The 18,103-nt window shown below is 55.9% G+C and carries 18 protein-coding genes; 17 read left to right on the top strand and 1 reads right to left on the bottom strand.

The features are described from left to right. Positions 1-36: 36 nt before the first annotated feature. The 17 genes from FGQ86_RS01005 (at position 37) to FGQ86_RS00925 (ending at position 17,583) form a co-directional block, all read left to right on the top strand. A complete protein-coding gene (locus FGQ86_RS01005; RefSeq protein ID WP_033126494.1) occupies positions 37-279 on the top strand; it encodes a hypothetical protein in 243 nt (80 codons plus the stop codon). A gap of 320 nt (positions 280-599) precedes the next feature. Next, positions 600-1,040 (top strand): division/cell wall cluster transcriptional repressor MraZ, encoded by a 441-nt coding sequence (gene mraZ, locus FGQ86_RS01000; protein ID WP_033126495.1) that lies wholly within the window; start codon positions 600-602, stop codon positions 1,038-1,040. Positions 1,041-1,051: 11 nt separating this feature from the next. Continuing rightward, positions 1,052-1,987, top strand: a complete 936-nt coding sequence (gene rsmH / locus FGQ86_RS00995; protein ID WP_033126496.1) for a 16S rRNA (cytosine(1402)-N(4))-methyltransferase RsmH — start codon at positions 1,052-1,054, stop codon at positions 1,985-1,987. Positions 1,988-2,027: 40 nt separating this feature from the next. Further along, positions 2,028-2,585 (top strand): hypothetical protein, encoded by a 558-nt coding sequence (locus tag FGQ86_RS00990; protein ID WP_033126497.1) that lies wholly within the window; start codon positions 2,028-2,030, stop codon positions 2,583-2,585. Between the two features lie 57 nt (positions 2,586-2,642). Further along, complete coding sequence (locus FGQ86_RS00985) at positions 2,643-4,451, top strand: penicillin-binding transpeptidase domain-containing protein (RefSeq protein WP_242842861.1); 1,809 nt, start codon at positions 2,643-2,645, stop codon at positions 4,449-4,451. A gap of 188 nt (positions 4,452-4,639) precedes the next feature. After that, positions 4,640-6,268 (top strand): penicillin-binding transpeptidase domain-containing protein, encoded by a 1,629-nt coding sequence (locus FGQ86_RS00980; protein WP_347562462.1) that lies wholly within the window; start codon positions 4,640-4,642, stop codon positions 6,266-6,268. A gap of 84 nt (positions 6,269-6,352) precedes the next feature. Continuing rightward, positions 6,353-7,309: a phospho-N-acetylmuramoyl-pentapeptide-transferase gene (gene mraY, locus FGQ86_RS00975; protein ID WP_033126500.1), complete on the top strand. Its 957-nt coding sequence runs from the start codon at positions 6,353-6,355 to the stop codon at positions 7,307-7,309. Between the two features lie 22 nt (positions 7,310-7,331). Next, complete coding sequence (gene murD, locus FGQ86_RS00970) at positions 7,332-8,690, top strand: UDP-N-acetylmuramoyl-L-alanine--D-glutamate ligase (protein WP_033126501.1); 1,359 nt, start codon at positions 7,332-7,334, stop codon at positions 8,688-8,690. 13 nt (positions 8,691-8,703) lie between these two features. Further along, complete coding sequence (locus FGQ86_RS00965; protein WP_033126502.1) at positions 8,704-9,789, top strand: putative peptidoglycan glycosyltransferase FtsW; 1,086 nt, start codon at positions 8,704-8,706, stop codon at positions 9,787-9,789. A 51-nt stretch (positions 9,790-9,840) separates the two neighbouring features. Further along, positions 9,841-10,584, top strand: a complete 744-nt coding sequence (locus tag FGQ86_RS00960; RefSeq protein ID WP_033126503.1) for a hypothetical protein — start codon at positions 9,841-9,843, stop codon at positions 10,582-10,584. Positions 10,585-10,752: 168 nt separating this feature from the next. After that, positions 10,753-11,982, top strand: coding sequence for a cell division protein FtsZ (ftsZ, locus tag FGQ86_RS00955; RefSeq protein ID WP_033126504.1), 1,230 nt, complete (start codon positions 10,753-10,755; stop codon positions 11,980-11,982). Between the two features lie 233 nt (positions 11,983-12,215). After that, positions 12,216-13,004 carry a sigma-E processing peptidase SpoIIGA gene (locus FGQ86_RS00950; RefSeq protein ID WP_033126505.1) on the top strand — a complete coding sequence of 263 codons (789 nt, stop codon included), beginning with the start codon at positions 12,216-12,218 and terminating at the stop codon, positions 13,002-13,004. A 23-nt stretch (positions 13,005-13,027) separates the two neighbouring features. Then, positions 13,028-13,768: an RNA polymerase sporulation sigma factor SigE gene (sigE, locus tag FGQ86_RS00945; RefSeq protein ID WP_033126506.1), complete on the top strand. Its 741-nt coding sequence runs from the start codon at positions 13,028-13,030 to the stop codon at positions 13,766-13,768. Between the two features lie 50 nt (positions 13,769-13,818). Next, positions 13,819-15,426 (top strand): MBL fold metallo-hydrolase, encoded by a 1,608-nt coding sequence (locus FGQ86_RS00940; protein ID WP_033126507.1) that lies wholly within the window; start codon positions 13,819-13,821, stop codon positions 15,424-15,426. A gap of 185 nt (positions 15,427-15,611) precedes the next feature. Next, entirely contained in the window at positions 15,612-16,391 is a 780-nt protein-coding gene (gene sigG, locus FGQ86_RS00935) for an RNA polymerase sporulation sigma factor SigG (protein WP_033126516.1), read from the top strand. A gap of 130 nt (positions 16,392-16,521) precedes the next feature. Next, positions 16,522-17,181 (top strand): HAD-IA family hydrolase, encoded by a 660-nt coding sequence (locus tag FGQ86_RS00930; RefSeq protein WP_033126508.1) that lies wholly within the window; start codon positions 16,522-16,524, stop codon positions 17,179-17,181. Between the two features lie 138 nt (positions 17,182-17,319). Beyond that, complete coding sequence (locus FGQ86_RS00925; RefSeq protein WP_033126509.1) at positions 17,320-17,583, top strand: hypothetical protein; 264 nt, start codon at positions 17,320-17,322, stop codon at positions 17,581-17,583. Between the two features lie 63 nt (positions 17,584-17,646). Here the strand turns inward: FGQ86_RS00925 and FGQ86_RS00920 are convergent, their stop codons facing one another. Next, positions 17,647-18,075 carry a hypothetical protein gene (locus FGQ86_RS00920; RefSeq protein WP_033127161.1) on the bottom strand — a complete coding sequence of 143 codons (429 nt, stop codon included), beginning with the start codon at positions 18,073-18,075 and terminating at the stop codon, positions 17,647-17,649. Positions 18,076-18,103 lie beyond the last annotated feature (28 nt).

The raw sequence follows: 18,103 nt of genomic DNA, 5'->3' as shown, positions 1-18,103 counted from the left end.
GCACTAGCTGATGAGTGATAGAAGGAGTGCATGAAGATGAGCCAGGAAAAAGTGGACAGATATAAAAAGGAAAAAGCCAACCGCAGGAAGACCATGAAAAAGGAGAAGATTCAGTATTATATCCGCCGCTGTGTGGTTGCGGTCCTTGCTGTGGCCCTTGTGGGATGGATCGGCTATTCCGCCTTCAGCAGGTATGAGAGCAGCAGGCCTGTGGAGACCGCGGAGGTGGATTATAACGCTATCACGGATTACGAGACAAGCCTGAATACGGCGCAGTAGGATGACGGCAGAGCCGGCAGATCCGGGACGGAGCGGGCAGCAGCGGGGGAGATCCCCGGGAAATACACTATAATGGAAGACGAGAGAAGACAGGAAAGCCTGTCTTCTTTTTTTGTGCGATATGTCCGTAGGGTGACTGCCGTGCCCCCGCGAGCGGGCATCCGGCAGGCGACTGTGCGCTATATTTTGGATTTTTGCAAAAAAAGGGGTTGAAATCACCAATGAAGTGGTTTACAATGGTTTCAAGTGGTAGAAAGTGGTGAAAAGTGGTACAAAGTGGTGCAAAAGTGGCAGGCCACTTTGAAAGAGGGTGAGTTCTGATGTTGAAAGGAGAGTACAGTCACAATATCGACCCTAAGGGGAGGGTGATCATTCCAGCCAAGTTCCGTGACGATCTGGGGGAGCATTTCGTCATAACAAAAGGCATGGAGAACTGCCTGTACGTGTATCCTGAAGACGAATGGACCGCCTTTGAAGAGAAGCTTAACGCCTTACCAACGACCACAGACAAAAAAGCCCGTGCTTTTGCGCATTTCTTTCAGGGAAGCGCAAATGACGGCGACCTTGACAAGCAAGGTAGAACTTTAATCCCACCGGCCCTGCGCAGCTACGCGAAGCTCGAGAAAGAGGTTGTGTTTATCGGTATGGGGAAGCGTGCCGAGATCTGGGACAAGGCCAGATGGGATGAAAAGAATGCTGAACTGGAGCTCACGATTGAGGATATTGCATCTGATATGGAGGAGAGTGGATTCAGTATCTAGAGGGAGAAGATATGGAATTTAAACACAGGTCAGTATTACTTGAAGAAACTGTCAATGGATTAAACATCAGGCCGGACGGCATTTATGTGGACGGAACGCTTGGTGGAGGCGGACATGCGTACGAGATATGCAGACGTCTCGGTGACAAGGGGAGTATTGTAGGAATAGACCAGGATGAGGCTGCCATAGAGGCGGCGGGCATCCGCTTAAAGGACTTCGGGGAGAAGGTCACGATAGTCCGGAGCAACTATTGTGAAATGAAGTCCGTGCTCCAAGGATTAGGCATTGACAAGGTCGATGGGATCGTGCTCGATCTGGGCGTATCATCTTATCAGTTAGATACGGCAGAGAGGGGATTCTCCTATCGCGAAGATGCACCCCTGGATATGAGAATGGACAGGCGTCAGACGATGACGGCCAGGGACATTGTCAATGACTACAGTGAGAAGGACCTCTATCGCGTTATCAGAGATTACGGGGAGGATAGGTTTGCCAAGAACATTGCCAAGCATATCGTGATCGAACGCGAGAAGAGGTCCATCGAAACAACCGGACAGCTGACGGAGATCATCAGGGGAGCCATTCCCATGAAATTCCAGAAAAAGTCCGGGCATCCGGCCAAGAGGACCTTTCAGGCCATCCGGATCGAGCTGAACAGAGAGCTGGATGTGCTGAAGAATTCTCTGGACGATATGATCGATCTGCTAAATCCGGGGGGAAGGCTTTGCATCATCACCTTCCACTCACTGGAGGATCGGATTGTGAAAAGCGCATTTAAGAAAAATGAGGATCCCTGTACATGCCCGAAGGATTTTCCGGTGTGCGTGTGCGGAAAGGTCTCAAAAGGGAGTATTTTAACTAGAAAACCTATTCTGCCGAGCCAGGAGGAGATGGAGGAGAACAGCCGTTCCAAGAGCGCGAAGCTCCGGATCTTCGAGAGAAAGTAGGCGGGCAGGCGCAGGGAGTATATAGAAAGGGGATTATCAGATGGCTGCGGGAAGAGCATCATCCAGAAGGACAAATACATACAGAAGAAGCGGCGCTGATTCCCGTTCTATGTACGTGTACGGCAACGCGGTGCCAAAGCCGGATTACGAGCCCCAGCGGCGTGGGGAGCCGTCGCGGGAGCTCAGGCGAGGGAAAAGCAGCCGTCAGAGCCGGCGGGTACGCCAGAACCAGAGAAGAGAGCTGCGGGTCGGGAAGCGATACGTGATCTTTCTCTCCGTGGCAGCGGTGCTGGCCCTTTTTATCTGCGTAAACTATGTGCGCCTCCAGTCAGAGATTGCCGGCCGCTCCAGCAACATCACAGCGCTGCAGGAGGAGCTGGCTGACATGCGGGAGGCGAACAACACGAAATACAATTCCATTGTCGACTCCGTCAACATGGATCAGATCAAGCAGAAGGCGGAGGGTGAGCTGGGAATGGTGCCCGCCCAGAGCGGCCAGATTGTAGAATATGACAGTCCTGAGGGGGATTACGTGACACAGTATGAGCAGATACCGGAGAGTGGTATCATTGCGAGCGCAGACAATGTACAGGACTAAGGTGTAAAGATGACCAAAAAAGTAAAGAAATTATTGCGGAAGAAATTTCCCAAATTTATGCAGAAAAAGCTAGTTATCCTCTATGTGGGGATCATACTAGCTTTTGCTGGTCTTGTGGTGAGGATCACCTACATCAATGCGGCCAGCGGAGAGGAATATACAAAGATCGTGCTGGATCAGCAGCAGTATGACAGCCGGGTCATCCCTTACAAGAGGGGGGATATCGTGGACCGGAACGGCACCAAGCTGGCCACCAGCGAGCGGGTGTACAATGTGATCCTGGACGTAAAGACCATGCTCAGCGATGAGGATTACGTGGAGCCCACAAAGCAGGTGCTGAAGGACTGCTTTGGCGTCGAGGAGGAGACGGTGGACAGTCTCATAGAGAACAGCCCGGACAGCCGGTACAGCATCCTCGTAAAGGGGATCGACTACGAGACGGCCCAGAATTTCAACGCCATTGATGACGATGATGAGAACTATCCCAATGTCCAGGGGATCTGGCTGGAGGATGACTATCACAGGACCTACCCCTACAGCACCCTGGCCTCCGACGTGCTTGGGTTCACTGTGGATGGAAATGTGGGAAATGGGGGCATAGAAGGGTACTATAACTCCACTCTCAACGGCACCGACGGCCGGGAGTACGGCTATCTGGACAGCGGCTCCTCCGTGGAGCGGACCGTGAAGGAGCCGGTGAACGGAAAGACCGTGGTGTCCACCATTGACCTGCAGGTGCAGAGCGTGGTGGAAAAGTATATCCAGCAGTTCAACGATGAGAGGAAAAACAACGCCACTCCCGGGGAGGGGAGCAAGAACACGGCGGTCATGGTCATGAACCCCCAGAACGGGGAGATCCTGGCGGAGGCCAGCTATCCAAACTTTGACCTGAACAATCCCAGGGATCTGACGAAATACTACACCCAGGAAGAGATCGACGCCATGAGTGACGAGGAGACGCTGGACGTCCTCAACAGCCTGTGGAAGAACTTCTGCGTCACCGACACCTATGAGCCCGGCTCCACCATCAAGCCCTTCACTGTGGCGGCGGCGCTTGAGACGGGCGCCCTCACCGGGGATGAGACCTTTTACTGCGGCGGCTCTCTCCACATCGGGGACTATGATATCCACTGCATCAACCGGGATGGACACGGAACCCTGACGGTGAAGGGGGCGATAGAGAACTCCTGCAACGTGGCTCTGATGCAGATCGGGGAGATGATCGGAGCGGTGGATTTCTCCAAATATCAGCACACCTTCGGCTTTGGCGAGATGACCGGCATCGACCTGCCGGGTGAGGCGGAGACTTCGGCCCTTCTCTATACGGCGGACAACATGGACGAGACCAGCCTTGCCACCAATGCCTTTGGACAGAACTTCAACGTGACCATGACTCAGATGATGGCGGGCTTCTGCTCTCTCATCAACGGCGGCTACTACTATGAGCCCCACATCGTGAAGCAGATCCAGGATGAGAACGGGAACGTGATCGAGAATGTGGACCCTGTCCTTGTGAAGAGGACCATATCGGAGGATACGAGCACTCTGGTGAAGGACTACATGAGAGGCGTGGTTCTGGAGGGCAGCGGCAAAGCAGCCAACATAGAGGGCTACGAGGTGGGAGGAAAGACGGGGACGGCGGAGAAGCTGCCCCGAAGCGACGGCAAAAACCTTGTTTCCTTCATCGCCTACGCACCCCAGGAAAATCCGGAGATCGCCATTTATGTAGTTATCGATGAGCCCAACGAATACGACCAGGCCCAGAGCTCTCTGGCCGTCCAGATGGCCAGCGACATCATGAAGGAGATTTTCCCCTACCTGGGCATCAGCCAGACGGCGGACGCGTCAGCCGGCTCGGATCAGTAGAAAGCAGCGCAAAGGGAAAACAGCATACGGGCAGATGTATAACCTCACAGAAGCACTCATAAATTGTAGAAAGGCTTTTGTGAGGTTTTTCTGTGCGCAACCGGACATATAATAAGAAGAAACTCTTCATCGTTTTTCTCGGGGCCCTGTTCATCCTGCTTTTCCTGGCCGGGCGCCTTGTCTGGCTGATGGTCTTTGAGGCGGACTACTACCAGGAGAAGGCGGAGGCTCTCCATGAGCGGGAGAGGGAGATCAAGGCGGCCAGGGGGAGGATACTGGACGCATCAGGCCATGTGCTGGCGGATAACCGGACCGTGTGCACCATCTCCGTCATCCACAGCCAGATCACGGACCCTGAGGCGGTGATACGCGCTCTGTCCCAGACGCTGGAGATGGAGGAGAGTGAGGTCAGGGAGAAGGTGGAGAAGGTCTCCTCCATGGAGCGGATCAGAACCAACGTGGAGAAGGAGACCGGGGACATTATACGGAATATGGGCCTTGACGGGGTGAAGGTGGATGAGGATTTCAAGCGGTATTACCCATACGGGGACCTGGCCTCCACAGTGCTTGGGTTTACCGGGGCGGATAACCAGGGGATCATCGGCCTCGAGGTGAAGTATGAGGAGTACCTGAAGGGGCAGAACGGCACCATACTGACCACCACGGACGCCCGGGGCATAGAGCTTCCCGGGGAGGCGGAGGACCGGATCGAGCCGGTGGCCGGAAACGACCTGCAGACAAGTCTTGACTACAATCTGCAGATGTACGCCCAGCAGATGGCGGAGAAGGTGATGGAGGAGAAACAGGCCGACGGCGTCTCCATCCTTCTCATGAACCCGCAAAGCGGGGAGATAATGGCCATGGTGAATGTGCCTGAATTCGATCTGAACGACCCATTCACCCTGAACACAGGGACAGATACCTCCGCTTTGTCGGACGAGGAGAAGCAGGACGCTCTGAACCAGATGTGGAGAAACCGGTGCATCAACGACACCTACGAGCCCGGATCTACCTTCAAGATCATCACCGCCTCGGCGGCTCTGGAGGAGGGCGTGGTGTCTCTGGATGACACCTTCAGCTGCCCCGGCTACCGGGTGGTGGAGGACCGGAAGATCCGCTGCCACAAGGTGGGAGGACACGGGCAGGAGACCTTTGTGGAGGGTGTCATGAACTCCTGTAATCCGGTGTTTATCGATGTGGGGCTGCGGCTGGGGGCGGACACCTTCTGCGATTACTATCAGCAGTTCGGTCTCCTTGACCTGACCGGAGTGGACCTGCCAGGGGAGGCCGGGACCATCATGCACAAGCGGGAAAATATAGGTACTGTGGAGCTTGCCACTATGTCCTTTGGCCAGTCCTTCCAGGTCACACCCATCCAGATGGCGGCCACTGTCAGCTCTATCATAAATGGCGGCTACCGGGTGACGCCCCATGTGGGAGTCCGGGTGCTGGATGAGGAGGGGCGGGAGAAGCTGACGCTGAACCAGGGAAAGAAGGACCGCATCGTCTCGGAGGAGACCTCCCGGACCATGCGCACGATCCTGGAGAAGGTGGTGGCGGAGGGCTCGGGTAAAAACGCGGCCATAGCGGGATACCGGATCGGGGGCAAGACAGCCACCTCCCAGACGCTCCCCAGGAGCGCGAACAAATATATCTCCTCCTTCATCGGATTTGCGCCGGCGGACGACCCTCAGGTGCTTGGCATGTGCATTATATACAATCCCCAGGGAGTCTACTATGGGGGAACCATTGCGGCGCCGGTGATACGGGACATTTTTGAGAACATCCTCCCCTATCTTGGCGTTGAAAAAGAGTGAGAAATGAAGTATACTGAATGGAGCTATGGATTGCCCCGGCAGTCCTGGGCCAGGAAAATAACGAAAGAGACGAGAGGTGTATCTATGGACTATACAATTTTTGTGCCAGTGCTCATTTCCTTTGCGCTGAGCGTGATCATGGGCCCGGTTGTGATTCCGGTGCTCCGCAGATTGAAAATGGACCAGACGGAGAGGGAGGAGGGTGTGAAATCCCACCTAAAGAAGGCGGGCACTCCCACCATGGGAGGAGTCATCATCCTGACCGCGGTGGTACTCACATCCGTTATCTACATCGGGCGGTATCCGAACATTATTCCCATTCTCTTTGTGACTCTGGGATTTGGACTTATCGGATTTCTGGACGATTATCTGAAGGTGGTGCTCAAGAGGTCTGACGGGCTCTTCCCCAGGCAGAAGATGGCCCTGCAGATCCTTGTGACGGCGGTCTTTGCCTTCTACCTTGTGAAGTTTACAGACGTGCCTTTGACGATGCTCATCCCCTTCTCCGGCGGCAGATACCTGGATATCGGATGGCTGGCCATCCCCCTGCTCTTTGTGGCGGTGATCGGTACGGTCAACGGGGTGAACTTTACAGACGGCCTGGACGGTCTGGCCTCCAGCGTGACCGTACTTGTGGCCACCTTCTTCACGGTGGTGGCAGTGGGGACGAAGAGCGGCATCGAGCCGATCACCTGCGCGGTGGTGGGCGCCCTCCTCGGGTTCCTTCTGTTCAATGTGTACCCGGCCAGCGTGTTTATGGGGGACACAGGTTCCCTGGCCCTTGGCGGCTTTGTGGCCTCCACAGCCTACATGCTGCAGATGCCCATTTTCATTATCATCGTGGGACTGATCTATGTGGTGGAGGTGCTCTCCGTCATGATCCAGGTTACATACTTTAAGAAAACCGGGGGCAAGCGGTTTTTCAAGATGGCCCCCATCCACCATCATTTTGAGCTCTGCGGGTGGTCGGAGACAAAGGTTGTGGCCGTGTTTTCCATCATCACAGCCATCCTCTGCCTGATCGCTCTCATGGCCATGTAGCAGGAAGGAGAGAAGGGATACAATGGATACAGCAGGAAAAGAAGTACTCGTGTTCGGCCTGGGGATCAGCGGCATCGGCGCTGGATCCCTGCTGGAGAAGAGAGGCGCCCGTGTGGTTCTCTATGACGGCAATGAAAAGCTGGACAAGGATAAGATCAGAGAACAACTGGGAGAGGACAGCAGTGCCAGAATCATCACGGGGCCTTTCCCGGAGGAGCTGCTGGGGGAGCTGGACCTTGTGGTGCTCAGCCCCGGCGTGCCCACAGATCTGCCCGTCATAGAGAAGATGAGGGAGATGGGGATAGAGATCATCGGGGAAATTGAGCTGGCCTACCTCTTTGGCAGAGGAGAGATCCTGGCCATCACAGGCACCAACGGGAAGACCACCACCACCTCTCTTCTGGGGGAGATTGCGAAGAACGCCTTTGACAGTGTCTTTGTGGTGGGAAATATTGGCAATCCCTACACCGCAGTGGTGGACCAGACCAGGGACGATTCCGTCATCGTGGCGGAGATGAGCAGCTTTCAGCTGGAGAGCATCGTTACCTTCCGTCCCAGGGTGTCCGCCATTCTCAACCTGACACCAGATCATCTGAACCGGCACCACACCATGGAGGCCTACATCCAGGCAAAGGAGAATATCACGAGGAACCAGACAGAGGAGGATTTCTGCGTCCTCAACTACGAGGACGAGGTGCTCCGCAAATTCGGGGAGAGCCTGCGGGCGCAGGTGATCTGGTTTTCCAGCGCCAGGAAGCTGGAGGCAGGCATTTATCTGGAGGATGGTCATATAATATACAGGGGAGCCAAAGGGGCGGAGGAGCTGCTGTGCAGCGTGGATGAGCTCCAGCTTCTGGGCACCCACAACTATGAGAATGTGATGGCGGCCTCCGCCATGGCCATCGCCTACGGCGTCCCCATGGACGTGATACGTGATACGGTGAAGGCCTTCAGGGGTGTGGAGCACCGGATCGAGTTCGTGGCGGAAAAGGGGGGCGTGGCCTACTACAATGACTCCAAGGGCACCAATCCGGATGCGGCTATCAAGGCGGTCCAGGCCATGAAGAGGCCCACTGTGCTGATCGGGGGAGGCTATGACAAGCAGTCCGACTACAGAGAGTGGATCGAGAGCTTTGGAGGGAAGGTGAAGCTCCTTGTGCTCCTGGGAGCCACAAAGGAGAAGATCGCCGCCCAGGCAAAGGAGTGCGGCTTTACAGACTATGTGTTTGCGGATAGCTTCGACGAGGCAGTCCAAAGAGCGGCATCCGCCGCGGCGCCTGGGGATGCGGTTCTTCTGTCACCCGCCTGCGCCAGCTGGGATATGTTCAGGAGCTATGAAGAACGGGGAGATAAATTCAAAGAGATTGTAAATTCCTTGTAAGGGAGAGCATAGATTGCCGGGTTCATCCAGAAAGAAAAAATATGACTACACGCTGCTTGCGGCGCTGTCTCTTCTCCTCCTGGCGGGGCTTGTGATCCTGCAGAGCACCAGCGCCTGGAACGGGGAAGTGAAGTTTAACGATCCTTATTATTATCTGAAAAAGCAGGTTTTTGCCACAACCATCGGGATAGCGGCCATGTTCGTGACAGCCAATATGGACTACCATGCCCTGCGCCGTCTCGCCCTGCCGGCCTACCTGGCAGCAGTGCTATTGTCCGTCGCTGTCCTTCTTGTGGGAGATGAGTACAACGGGTCCAGAAGATGGCTTTCTTTGGGCCCGTTTTCTTTTCAGCCCTCAGAGTTCGCCAAGGTGGCAGTGATCCTCTTCCTGGCCGATCTTGTGACGAAGTGCGCGGACAGGGTAAAGAAGATGCGGGTTATGGCGGGGATCATGATCCTGGTCCTGCCGGTGGCCGGCCTTGTGGGAGCCAGCAACTTAAGCACAGCCATCATCATCCTGGGCATCGGGGTAATCCTTGTGTTCATCGCCAGCCCGAAGTACGGGCAGTTTGTCTGGATGGGAGTCATTGGCTGTGCCTTTCTGGCCGTCTTTCTGGCTCTGGAGAGCTACCGCCTGGAGCGGCTGGCCATTTGGAGAAACCCGGAGGCCTACGAGAAGGGCTACCAGACTCTGCAGGGGCTCTACGCCATCGGCTCCGGGGGACTTTTTGGCCGGGGGCTGGGAAACAGTGTGCAGAAGCTGGGATTTGTCCCGGAGGCCCAGAACGACATGATCTTCTCCATCATCTGTGAGGAGCTGGGACTTTTCGGGGCCGGCTTTATCCTCCTGCTCTTTCTCATCCTGATCTGGCGGTTCTACGTCATCGCCAGCAGAGCCCCGGACCTCTTCGGGGCCCTTATCGCCGCCGGGGCCATGGGTCACATGCTGATCCAGGTGATCCTGAACATCGCGGTAGTGACCAACACCATTCCCAACACAGGCATCACCCTGCCCTTTATCAGCTACGGGGGTACCTCGGTGGTGTTCCTCCTGCTGGAAATGGGGCTTGTGCTGAGCGTGTCATCTCTGGTAAAATAACAGGAAAGTGCCGGCTGCCATGGCGGCCGGCGGGAATACAGGAGGCTTTACATGAAGCAAAAGAAAAACAGGGGCTACAAAATGTCCCATAAAATATACGCGCTGACAGTCATTGTTCTGGGGCTTGCCATTATCCTGCTGGCCCTGTTTCTGCTCTTCTATGTGCAGAAGATCGAAGTGAAGGGAAATGAGTACACAGACAGCCAGGAGATCGTGGATCTTGTGGAGGAGGATCCGCTCTCCAAGAATTCGCTCTATCTCCTGTACAAGTACCGCTTTACGGACTATGATATGCCGGGCAGCCTGAACTCCATGAAGGTGACTCTTACGGCCCCCTGGTCCGTAAAGGTGACTGTGGATGAGAAGAAGATACTGGCCTGCGTGCCAGGCGGCGAGCAGAATGTGTACTTCGACGAGGAGGGGCTGGTTGTGAAGATGAGCAGCGAGGTCCTGGAGGGAGTGCCCTGTATCGAGGGGCTGGATGTGTCTGGGGCGGAGCTCTACAAGCCCCTTGAGAACGGGGATGAGGCCCTGTTTAAATCCATCCTGGAGGTGACCCGGGAGGTGGCGGAATTTGCACTCTCCCCGGACCGGATCGTGTGCAGCGACGGGGACATCCAGCTCTGGTTCGGCGAAATATGCGTGCTTTTGGGGGACGACATCACCGCCGACAAGATTGCCCAGATTTCCCCCATTCTGGCGAAGCTGGAGGGACAGCGGGGAACACTCCACCTGGAGCACTTTGTGGAGAAGGGGGATGCGGTTTCCTTCACGCCGGATGTGCTGCCCGAGTAAATGCCTGTTTTCCACATAAAAATGAGCGGAAATCCATAAAAATAGAGAAAATTCTATTGATATTTTGCACAAAAGCCTATATTATATAGTATATATGGCGGACTGGCAGTCCGCCGTTATGGGATGTATAATTATATAATAAGGATAGAAACAAAGGAGGAGAAACCCTTGCTAGAAATTAAAACAAACGAGTCGGAAGCGGCGGCAAAAATTATTGTTGTTGGAGTTGGAGGCGGCGGAAACAACGCTGTCAACCGAATGATTGACGAACAGATCGCCGGCGTTGAATTTATCGCTATTAATACAGACAAGCAGGCCCTGCAGTTATGTAAGGCGCCTACACTGATGCAGATCGGTGACAAGATTACCAAGGGACTGGGCGCGGGAGCCCGCCCGGAGATCGGAGAGAAGGCGGCAGAGGAGAGCGCGGAGGAGATCTCGGCGGCTCTGAAGGGCGCTGACATGGTATTTGTTACCTGCGGTATGGGAGGCGGAACCGGAACCGGAGCTACGCCCGTTGTCGCCCGCATCGCAAAGGAGCAGGGGGCTCTGACCGTAGGCGTTGTCACAAAGCCTTTCCGCTTTGAGTCCAAGACCCGCATGAACAACGCTCTGGCTGGAATTGATAAATTAAAAGAAAATGTCGATACACTGATCGTCATCCCCAACGACAAGCTGCTGGAGGTGGTGGACAGACGCACCACCATGCCGGAGGCTCTGAAGAAGGCGGATGAGGTGCTGCAGCAGGGTATCCAGGGTATCACGGATCTGATCAATGTTCCGTCCCTGATCAACCTGGACTTTGCGGACGTACAGACTGTTATGACGGACAAGGGTATCGCCCACATCGGTATCGGACAGGGCCGAGGCGACGACAAGGCGCTGGAGGCTGTGAAGCAGGCTGTGGCCAGCCCGCTGCTTGAGACCACCATTGCGGGGGCTTCCCATGTCATCATCAATATTTCCGGCGACATCACCCTCATGGACGCATCCGATGCGGCTGAGTTCGTGCAGGATCTGGCGGGAGAGGATGCCAACATTATCTTTGGCGCTATGTACGATGACTCCAGAGCCGACGAAGCCACCATCACTGTCATTGCGACAGGCTTACATAATGTAGGCGGAACCTCCTCCAAGCTGAAATCCAGACTGGAGGGACGCTCCGGAATGGTTCCACCGGCCAGCAGCTATGACAGACAGCTGAATTCTGCCCACACGACGCACACATCCCACACCACTCATGCTCCGAGGCAGGAGGCGGGAACAGCGCCGTCTAACAGCGGAAGCGGGCTGAAGCGTCCGCTGGGAGGGACAACCCCCTCACTGGAGACACCGAGGACACCCACCAGCAAGGTGAAGGAGCAGTCCATCAAGATTCCGGATTTCTTTAAAAAATAAAAATATGTAACGTCTTACCCGGGAGGCCGCGCGAAGAGCGCGGCTTCCTTTTTTCTGCCCTTTTTCGAAAACTTCTGTATTTCTGCGGAAACCATATTTTTCTGTCGAGAAAATCTGCCGGCCTCCCGGCACCATCTGACAAATTTTGAAGCCCCCTTCTCTTTATAATAAATCCTGCCCGGGTACAGTAAAGCAGTACGCGATGTCTGCACAAAAGAGAAAGAAGGTGTAATGTGGAGTATGAACTGTATATAGATATTTTTTTCCTGGAAAATTTTATGATGGATCACATACTGCTCCTTCTTGTCAGGCGGATACTGAAAAGCCCTGCCACGCTTGGACGTATCGCCCTGGGAGCACTGGCGGGATCCGCGCTCATGTGTGTGGTGATCGCCTGTCCGCTTCCCTGTCCGTTCATAAAATTTTTTCTGTTCCACGGCATGGTCAGTGTGGCCATGCTGCGGGCGGGCCTTGGGATACCCTGGGGGAGGAAGATGGTGTACGCTTTCTTCCTTCTGTACGCGGCAGGGTTCCTGACAGGCGGGATCATGGGCTGGCTGGCCCAGTACGGGGACTGGCTGGAGGTGGGAAGCCTCTTTTTCGCCCTGACGGCCGGGAGCTATTACCTGGCCTCCGGCGTGCTCTGGCTTGTGTCCCTGGGACTTCAGAGAGGCCGCGGCAGGTGCCGGGCGGATCTTTTCTGGAGGGACAGGAAGGTGACGCTGACAGCCCTTGTGGACACCGGCAACTCCCTGAAGGATCCCTTCACCGGGGAGCCCGTCAGCATCCTGGAGAGGGAGGCGGCGGAGGAGCTGTTTCAGGGCCGGCTGCCGGAGGAGCTGCGGTATATCCCGTACCGCTCAGTTGGAAGGAAGGATGGAGTGCTTCCGGCTGTGAGGCTGGAAAGGCTCTGCATATATGAGAGGGGGCCCAGGTGGATACAGGGGCCTCTTGTGGGGATCAGCGAGGACGCAGTATCTTCAGACGGAACATACCGGATGCTCATTCATCCGGATCTGTAGCATAGATTGGAGGATAGAAAGACATGATGATAAAAGTAGCGGTGCCAAATCAATTTAAACTCAAGGTGATACCGAATTTCAGGACTTTGCTTTTCCCGGAGAGGGGGGACGTGCACTATATCGGCGGCTCAGACATCCTCCCGGCGCCCCTGGAGGCCGAGGAGGAGGCCGATGCCATCGGAAGGCTGGGGACGGAGGAGGACAAGGCGGCCAGGAAGCTGCTCATCGAGCACAACCTCCGGCTGGTGGTGTACATAGCAAAGAAATTTGACAACACGGGCGTGGGGGTGGAGGATCTGATCTCCATCGGCACCATCGGCCTCATCAAGGCCATCAACACCTACGACCCGAAGAAAAAGATCAAGCTGGCCACCTACGCCTCCCGGTGCATTGAAAATGAAATTCTCATGTACCTGCGCAGGAACAACAAGACAAGGATGGAGGTGTCCATCGACGAGCCTCTCAATGTGGACTGGGACGGCAATGAGCTGCTCCTGTCGGATATCCTTGGTACGGAGGAGGATACCATCTACCGGGACCTGGAGCAGGAGGCGGAGCGGAAGGTGCTGGGGAAGGCCCTGGAGAGGCTCACCAGCAGGGAGCAGACTATCGTGCGCCTCCGGTTCGGCCTGGGAGTGCCCGGCGGAGAGGAGAAGACACAGAAGGAGGTGGCGGATGTGCTGGGCATCTCCCAGTCCTACATCTCCCGGCTGGAGAAGAAGATCATGCAGCGGCTGAAGAGGGAAATGGTAAAATATTCATAGCCACGGCCCGGGTAAAATGATACAATAAAAACAAAAAGGGGTTGAGGTATATGAAGCTTACTTTTATCGGCGCGGCCCACGAGGTGACAGGCAGCTGTCATCTTCTGGAAGCCTGCGGGAAACGGGTTCTCATCGACTGTGGAATGGAGCAGGGGCCGGATCTGTATGAGAACCAGAAGCTGCCGGTGACGGCGGGGGAGATCGACTACGTGCTTCTGACCCACGCCCACATCGACCACTCGGGAAACATCCCGCTCCTGTGCAAACAGGGATTTTCAGGCGAGGTGGTCACCACCTTTGCCACCTCGGACCTGTGCAGCATCATGCTGCGAGACAGCGCCCACATCCAGGAGTTTGAGGCCCAGTGGAGAAACCGGAAGGCCCGCCGCAGCGGAGGAGAGCTGTACGAGCCGGTGTACACCATGGCGGACGCGGACGCGGCCATCCAGCTCTTCGCCCCCTGCGACTACGGACAGACCATCGACCTGTGTCCCGGGATCCGTGTCCGGTTTAACGACATGGGCCATCTCCTTGGCTCTGCCAGCATCGAGGTGTGGGTGACGGAGGGGGACGTGACAAAGAAGGTGGTGTTCTCCGGGGATGTGGGAAATATAAACCAGCCCATCATCCGGGATCCCCAGCCTGTGAGGGAGGCGGACTACGTGGTCATAGAGTCCACCTACGGAGACAGGCTCCACGGGGATGAGATCCCGGACTATGTGGGTGAGTTTACCCGGATCCTGCGGGAGACCTTTGACCGGGGCGGCAATGTGGTTATCCCCTCCTTCGCCGTGGGCAGGACCCAGGAGCTGCTCTACTTTATCCGGGAGATCAAGGAGAAAAATCTCCTGCCCGAATACCCCTCCTTTGAGGTCTATGTGGACAGTCCTCTGGCCATCGAGGCCACTACGGTCTTCAATAAGAATGTCCGTTCCTGCTTTGACGAGGAGGCCATGGCTCTTGTGGAGCAGGGCATCAACCCGCTCGTTTTCCCTGGGCTGAAGACAAGCATCACCACGGAGGAGTCCAAGCAGATCAATCTGGACGACCGGCCCAAGGTCATCATCTCCGCCTCCGGCATGTGCGAGGCGGGCCGGATCCGCCACCATCTGAAGCACAATCTGTGGCGCAGCGAGTGCACCATCTGCTTTGTGGGCTACCAGGCGGTGGGGACTCTGGGAAGGAAGCTTCTGGAGGGTGCCCAGGTGGTGAAGCTCTTCGGGGAGACCATCTCAGTCAACGCCCGGATCGAGTCCATCAAGGGCATCAGCGGCCATGCGGACATGAACGGTCTGCTGGCCTGGCTGGAGGGCTTTGAGAAGAAGCCGGACCGGGTCATCGTGGTCCACGGGGAGGACACTGTGACGGAGAGCTTTGCCCGGACTGTGGAGGAGAGGATCGGCTGCCCTGCCTTTGCTCCCTTCTCCGGCGGCTGCATGGACCTGGCCACGGGACAGATCCTGTCGGAGGGGGTGCGGATCCCCAGGAAGGCGGCCGAGAAGCCTGCCAAGGCGAGGGCGAGAGCGGCCTTTGAGAGAGTGGTGGCAGCGGCCAGACGCCTCATGGAGGTGGTCGTGAAAAACGAAGGACTCTCCAACAAGGACCTGGCAAAATTCGAGACCCAGATCCAGAATCTGGCGGACAAGTGGGACAGGTGATCTGTCAAAAAAGGTCACATAAGAAGAGAGAAAAAGTGAAGAAAGACATGTAAAGTTTTGGCCCTTTGTCAAGGGCTAAAACTTTTTTTATTTTCCCCTGGGCCGGTATAAGCCCGGGCCTGATTGAGAAAAATCAATACTGTACGAGATCAGATGACGACGGAGAACAAGGAGGTTTGAAGATGATGGCACAGGGGAAGGTTGAGATCTGCGGGGTGAACACGTCAAAGCTCCCGCTTCTTACAGAGGAGGAAAAGGAGGAGCTGCTGGCCCGCATCAAGGAGGGGGACGAGGAGGCGAAGGACCGGTACATCAAGGGAAACCTGCGGCTGGTGCTGAGCGTCATAAAGCGCTTCTCCTCCAGCAATGAAAATCCCGACGACCTGTTTCAGATCGGCTGCATCGGGCTGATCAAGGCGGTCAACAATTTTAATACGGAGCTGGATGTGAAATTCTCCACCTACGCGGTCCCCATGATCATCGGGGAGATCCGGCGCTACATGAGGGACAACAATTCCATCCGGGTGAGCCGCTCCCTGCGGGATACAGCCTACAAGGCGATCTACGCCAGGGAGAGCTACATGAAGCAGCACTTAAAAGAGCCCACGGTCCAGGAGATCGCGGAGGAGATCGGCATCTCGGGGGAGGACATCGTCTTTGCCCTGGACGCCATACAGGCCCCGGTGAGCCTGCAGGAGCCGGTGTACAGCGACGGCGGGGACGCCCTCTACGTGATGGATCAGATCAGCGACAAGAAGAACCGGGAGGAGAAGTGGATCGAGGATCTGTCCCTGGAGGCGGCCATGGAGCACTTGAGCGACCGGGAGCAGTACATCATAAGGCTCCGGTTTTTTGAGGGAAAGACCCAGATGGAGGTGGCGGAGGAGATAGAGATCTCCCAGGCCCAGGTGAGCCGGCTGGAAAAGCACGCCCTGAGGGTCATGCGGCAGTATCTGAACGGCTGACGAAAAAAGGAGACAAAAAGAAGCGGCGAAAACAACAGGAAAACGGCAGGATATGCAAATACCCGTTGAAATTTCGGCCGCTTCATACTATGATAGGGGAGAAGAAAGAGGAAAAGGAGTGCCGTGTATTATGAGAGGCTGTATATTTGATCTGGACGGAACATTGACGAATACATTGGAGTCACTGACCTATTCTGTAAACCTGACTATGAAAGAGATGGGCCTTCCATCCATCACGATGGACCAGTGCAGAAGATTTGTGGGAGAAGGCGCCAGAAAGCTGATCGAGAGGACGCTGAGGGCCTGCGGGGACGAGAACCTGAGCCGCCTGGAGGAGGGACTTAAGGTCTACGGCAGAATATTCCATGACAACTGTACATATCATGTAACACCCTACGACGGGATCACAGAGATGCTGGGGGATCTGAGGGCCATGGGCATCCGACTGGCGGTGCTGTCCAACAAGCCCCACGGGCAGGCCGTGGATGTGGTGAGACAGATCTTTGGAGAGGGAGTCTTTGACTTTGTGCAGGGGCAGAGCGAGGAGCTGCCGAGGAAGCCGGATCCGGCCGGGGTTTTGTACCTGCTGGATAAGATGGGCGTCAAAAAGGAGGACTGCGTCTACGTGGGAGACTCGGAGGTGGATGTGGCCACCGCCAGGGCAGCCGGCGTGACGGAGCTGGCCGTCACATGGGGATTTCGCAGCAGACAGGTCCTTGAGGAGGCCGGGGCCGCCGTGCTCATCGACCATCCGGGAGAGCTGGTGGATTTTCTGCGAAGCCGCGGATAAAGCGAAGCCGCAGATAAAGCGAAGCCGCGGCTGGCCGGGACTGCGTATGGCGGGAAGCTGCGGCATAGAGAAAGAAGCAAAAGGACAATGAGAGCATACGGGATATAGAAAGGAAAAGAAAGAAGGGAGGAAAAACGTATGTATGAGTATGATGAAGAATGTCTGCAGGTGTTCCTTGACAAGCAGGGACAGCTGTTCGACGAGCCGGTGGCCGGGACCTTAGAGGAGGCGGAGGCTTTCCTGGAGGACTGTATGGCCGTTGTGGTGGACAGCATCCAGGAGGTGGCAAACTACTTCCAGGAGGAGGGTGTGGACGTGGACGGCATGTCCCTCGAGGAGCTGGAGGAGGCCTCGGAGGTCTTTGCCCTGCCAAGCGGCAAATATCTGATCGTGGAAGGATAGGAGGAGGGGCCCTGCATGGGGAGGGCCCGGCGAGAAAGGAGCCGCCCGGCGTGGGCGGCTCCTCTATTTTTCTGCCTTTTTCAGGGCTTCCCTGACAGCGTCCACGATGACCTGGGAGGTGTAGGCCGAGTCAGCGGAAAATTCCAGGTTGTCAAGAGACTGGGACTGGCAGATCTGCTCCGCAATGTCCTCCATGGCCGGCTGGGCTAAGGGGAGCATGGCCGCCGTCGTCTCGTCCATGTTGGTGAAGCGGATGGAGCTGATCCCCGAGTCGTCCACCGAGACCTCCACTTCCAGGTCTGTATTGTTTAAGGTAAGGGAGGAGGTGTAGACGCCGGCTTTGTATTTGCCTGACGAGCCGCTCTCTTTTTTGTCTCCGGGGAAGAACATGAAGACGAGCAGCAGGATCAGAAGAATGGCCAGCACGGCGAAAATGACGGTATAGATGATCTCCTTCATGTGGAGCACCACGATTTTTGTTCTGGAACTCATAAAAAGCCCTCCTGTACCATTATGGCAG

Origin of the sequence: Clostridium sp. BSD2780061688st1 H5 (genome assembly GCF_005845155.1) — a bacterium.
In the GTDB taxonomy this organism is placed as follows: domain Bacteria; phylum Bacillota; class Clostridia; order Lachnospirales; family Lachnospiraceae; genus Claveliimonas; species Claveliimonas intestinigallinarum.
This window is presented reverse-complemented; position numbering and strand designations above follow the sequence as displayed.

Excerpts from the sequence above, each read along its gene's own strand:
- FGQ86_RS01005 (WP_033126494.1), top strand. The coding sequence starts at position 37 with ATGAGCCAGGAAAAAGTGGACAGATATAAAAAGGAAAAAGCCAACCGC.
- mraZ (WP_033126495.1), top strand. The coding sequence starts at position 600 with ATGTTGAAAGGAGAGTACAGTCACAATATCGACCCTAAGGGGAGGGTG.
- rsmH (WP_033126496.1), top strand. The coding sequence starts at position 1,052 with ATGGAATTTAAACACAGGTCAGTATTACTTGAAGAAACTGTCAATGGA.
- FGQ86_RS00990 (WP_033126497.1), top strand. The coding sequence starts at position 2,028 with ATGGCTGCGGGAAGAGCATCATCCAGAAGGACAAATACATACAGAAGA.
- FGQ86_RS00985 (WP_242842861.1), top strand. The coding sequence starts at position 2,643 with ATGCAGAAAAAGCTAGTTATCCTCTATGTGGGGATCATACTAGCTTTT.
- FGQ86_RS00980 (WP_347562462.1), top strand. The coding sequence starts at position 4,640 with ATGGTCTTTGAGGCGGACTACTACCAGGAGAAGGCGGAGGCTCTCCAT.
- mraY (WP_033126500.1), top strand. The coding sequence starts at position 6,353 with ATGGACTATACAATTTTTGTGCCAGTGCTCATTTCCTTTGCGCTGAGC.
- murD (WP_033126501.1), top strand. The coding sequence starts at position 7,332 with ATGGATACAGCAGGAAAAGAAGTACTCGTGTTCGGCCTGGGGATCAGC.
- FGQ86_RS00960 (WP_033126503.1), top strand. The coding sequence starts at position 9,841 with ATGAAGCAAAAGAAAAACAGGGGCTACAAAATGTCCCATAAAATATAC.
- sigE (WP_033126506.1), top strand. The coding sequence starts at position 13,028 with ATGATGATAAAAGTAGCGGTGCCAAATCAATTTAAACTCAAGGTGATA.
- FGQ86_RS00940 (WP_033126507.1), top strand. The coding sequence starts at position 13,819 with ATGAAGCTTACTTTTATCGGCGCGGCCCACGAGGTGACAGGCAGCTGT.
- sigG (WP_033126516.1), top strand. The coding sequence starts at position 15,612 with ATGGCACAGGGGAAGGTTGAGATCTGCGGGGTGAACACGTCAAAGCTC.
- FGQ86_RS00930 (WP_033126508.1), top strand. The coding sequence starts at position 16,522 with ATGAGAGGCTGTATATTTGATCTGGACGGAACATTGACGAATACATTG.
- FGQ86_RS00925 (WP_033126509.1), top strand. The coding sequence starts at position 17,320 with ATGTATGAGTATGATGAAGAATGTCTGCAGGTGTTCCTTGACAAGCAG.
- FGQ86_RS00920 (WP_033127161.1), bottom strand. The coding sequence starts at position 18,075 with ATGAGTTCCAGAACAAAAATCGTGGTGCTCCACATGAAGGAGATCATC.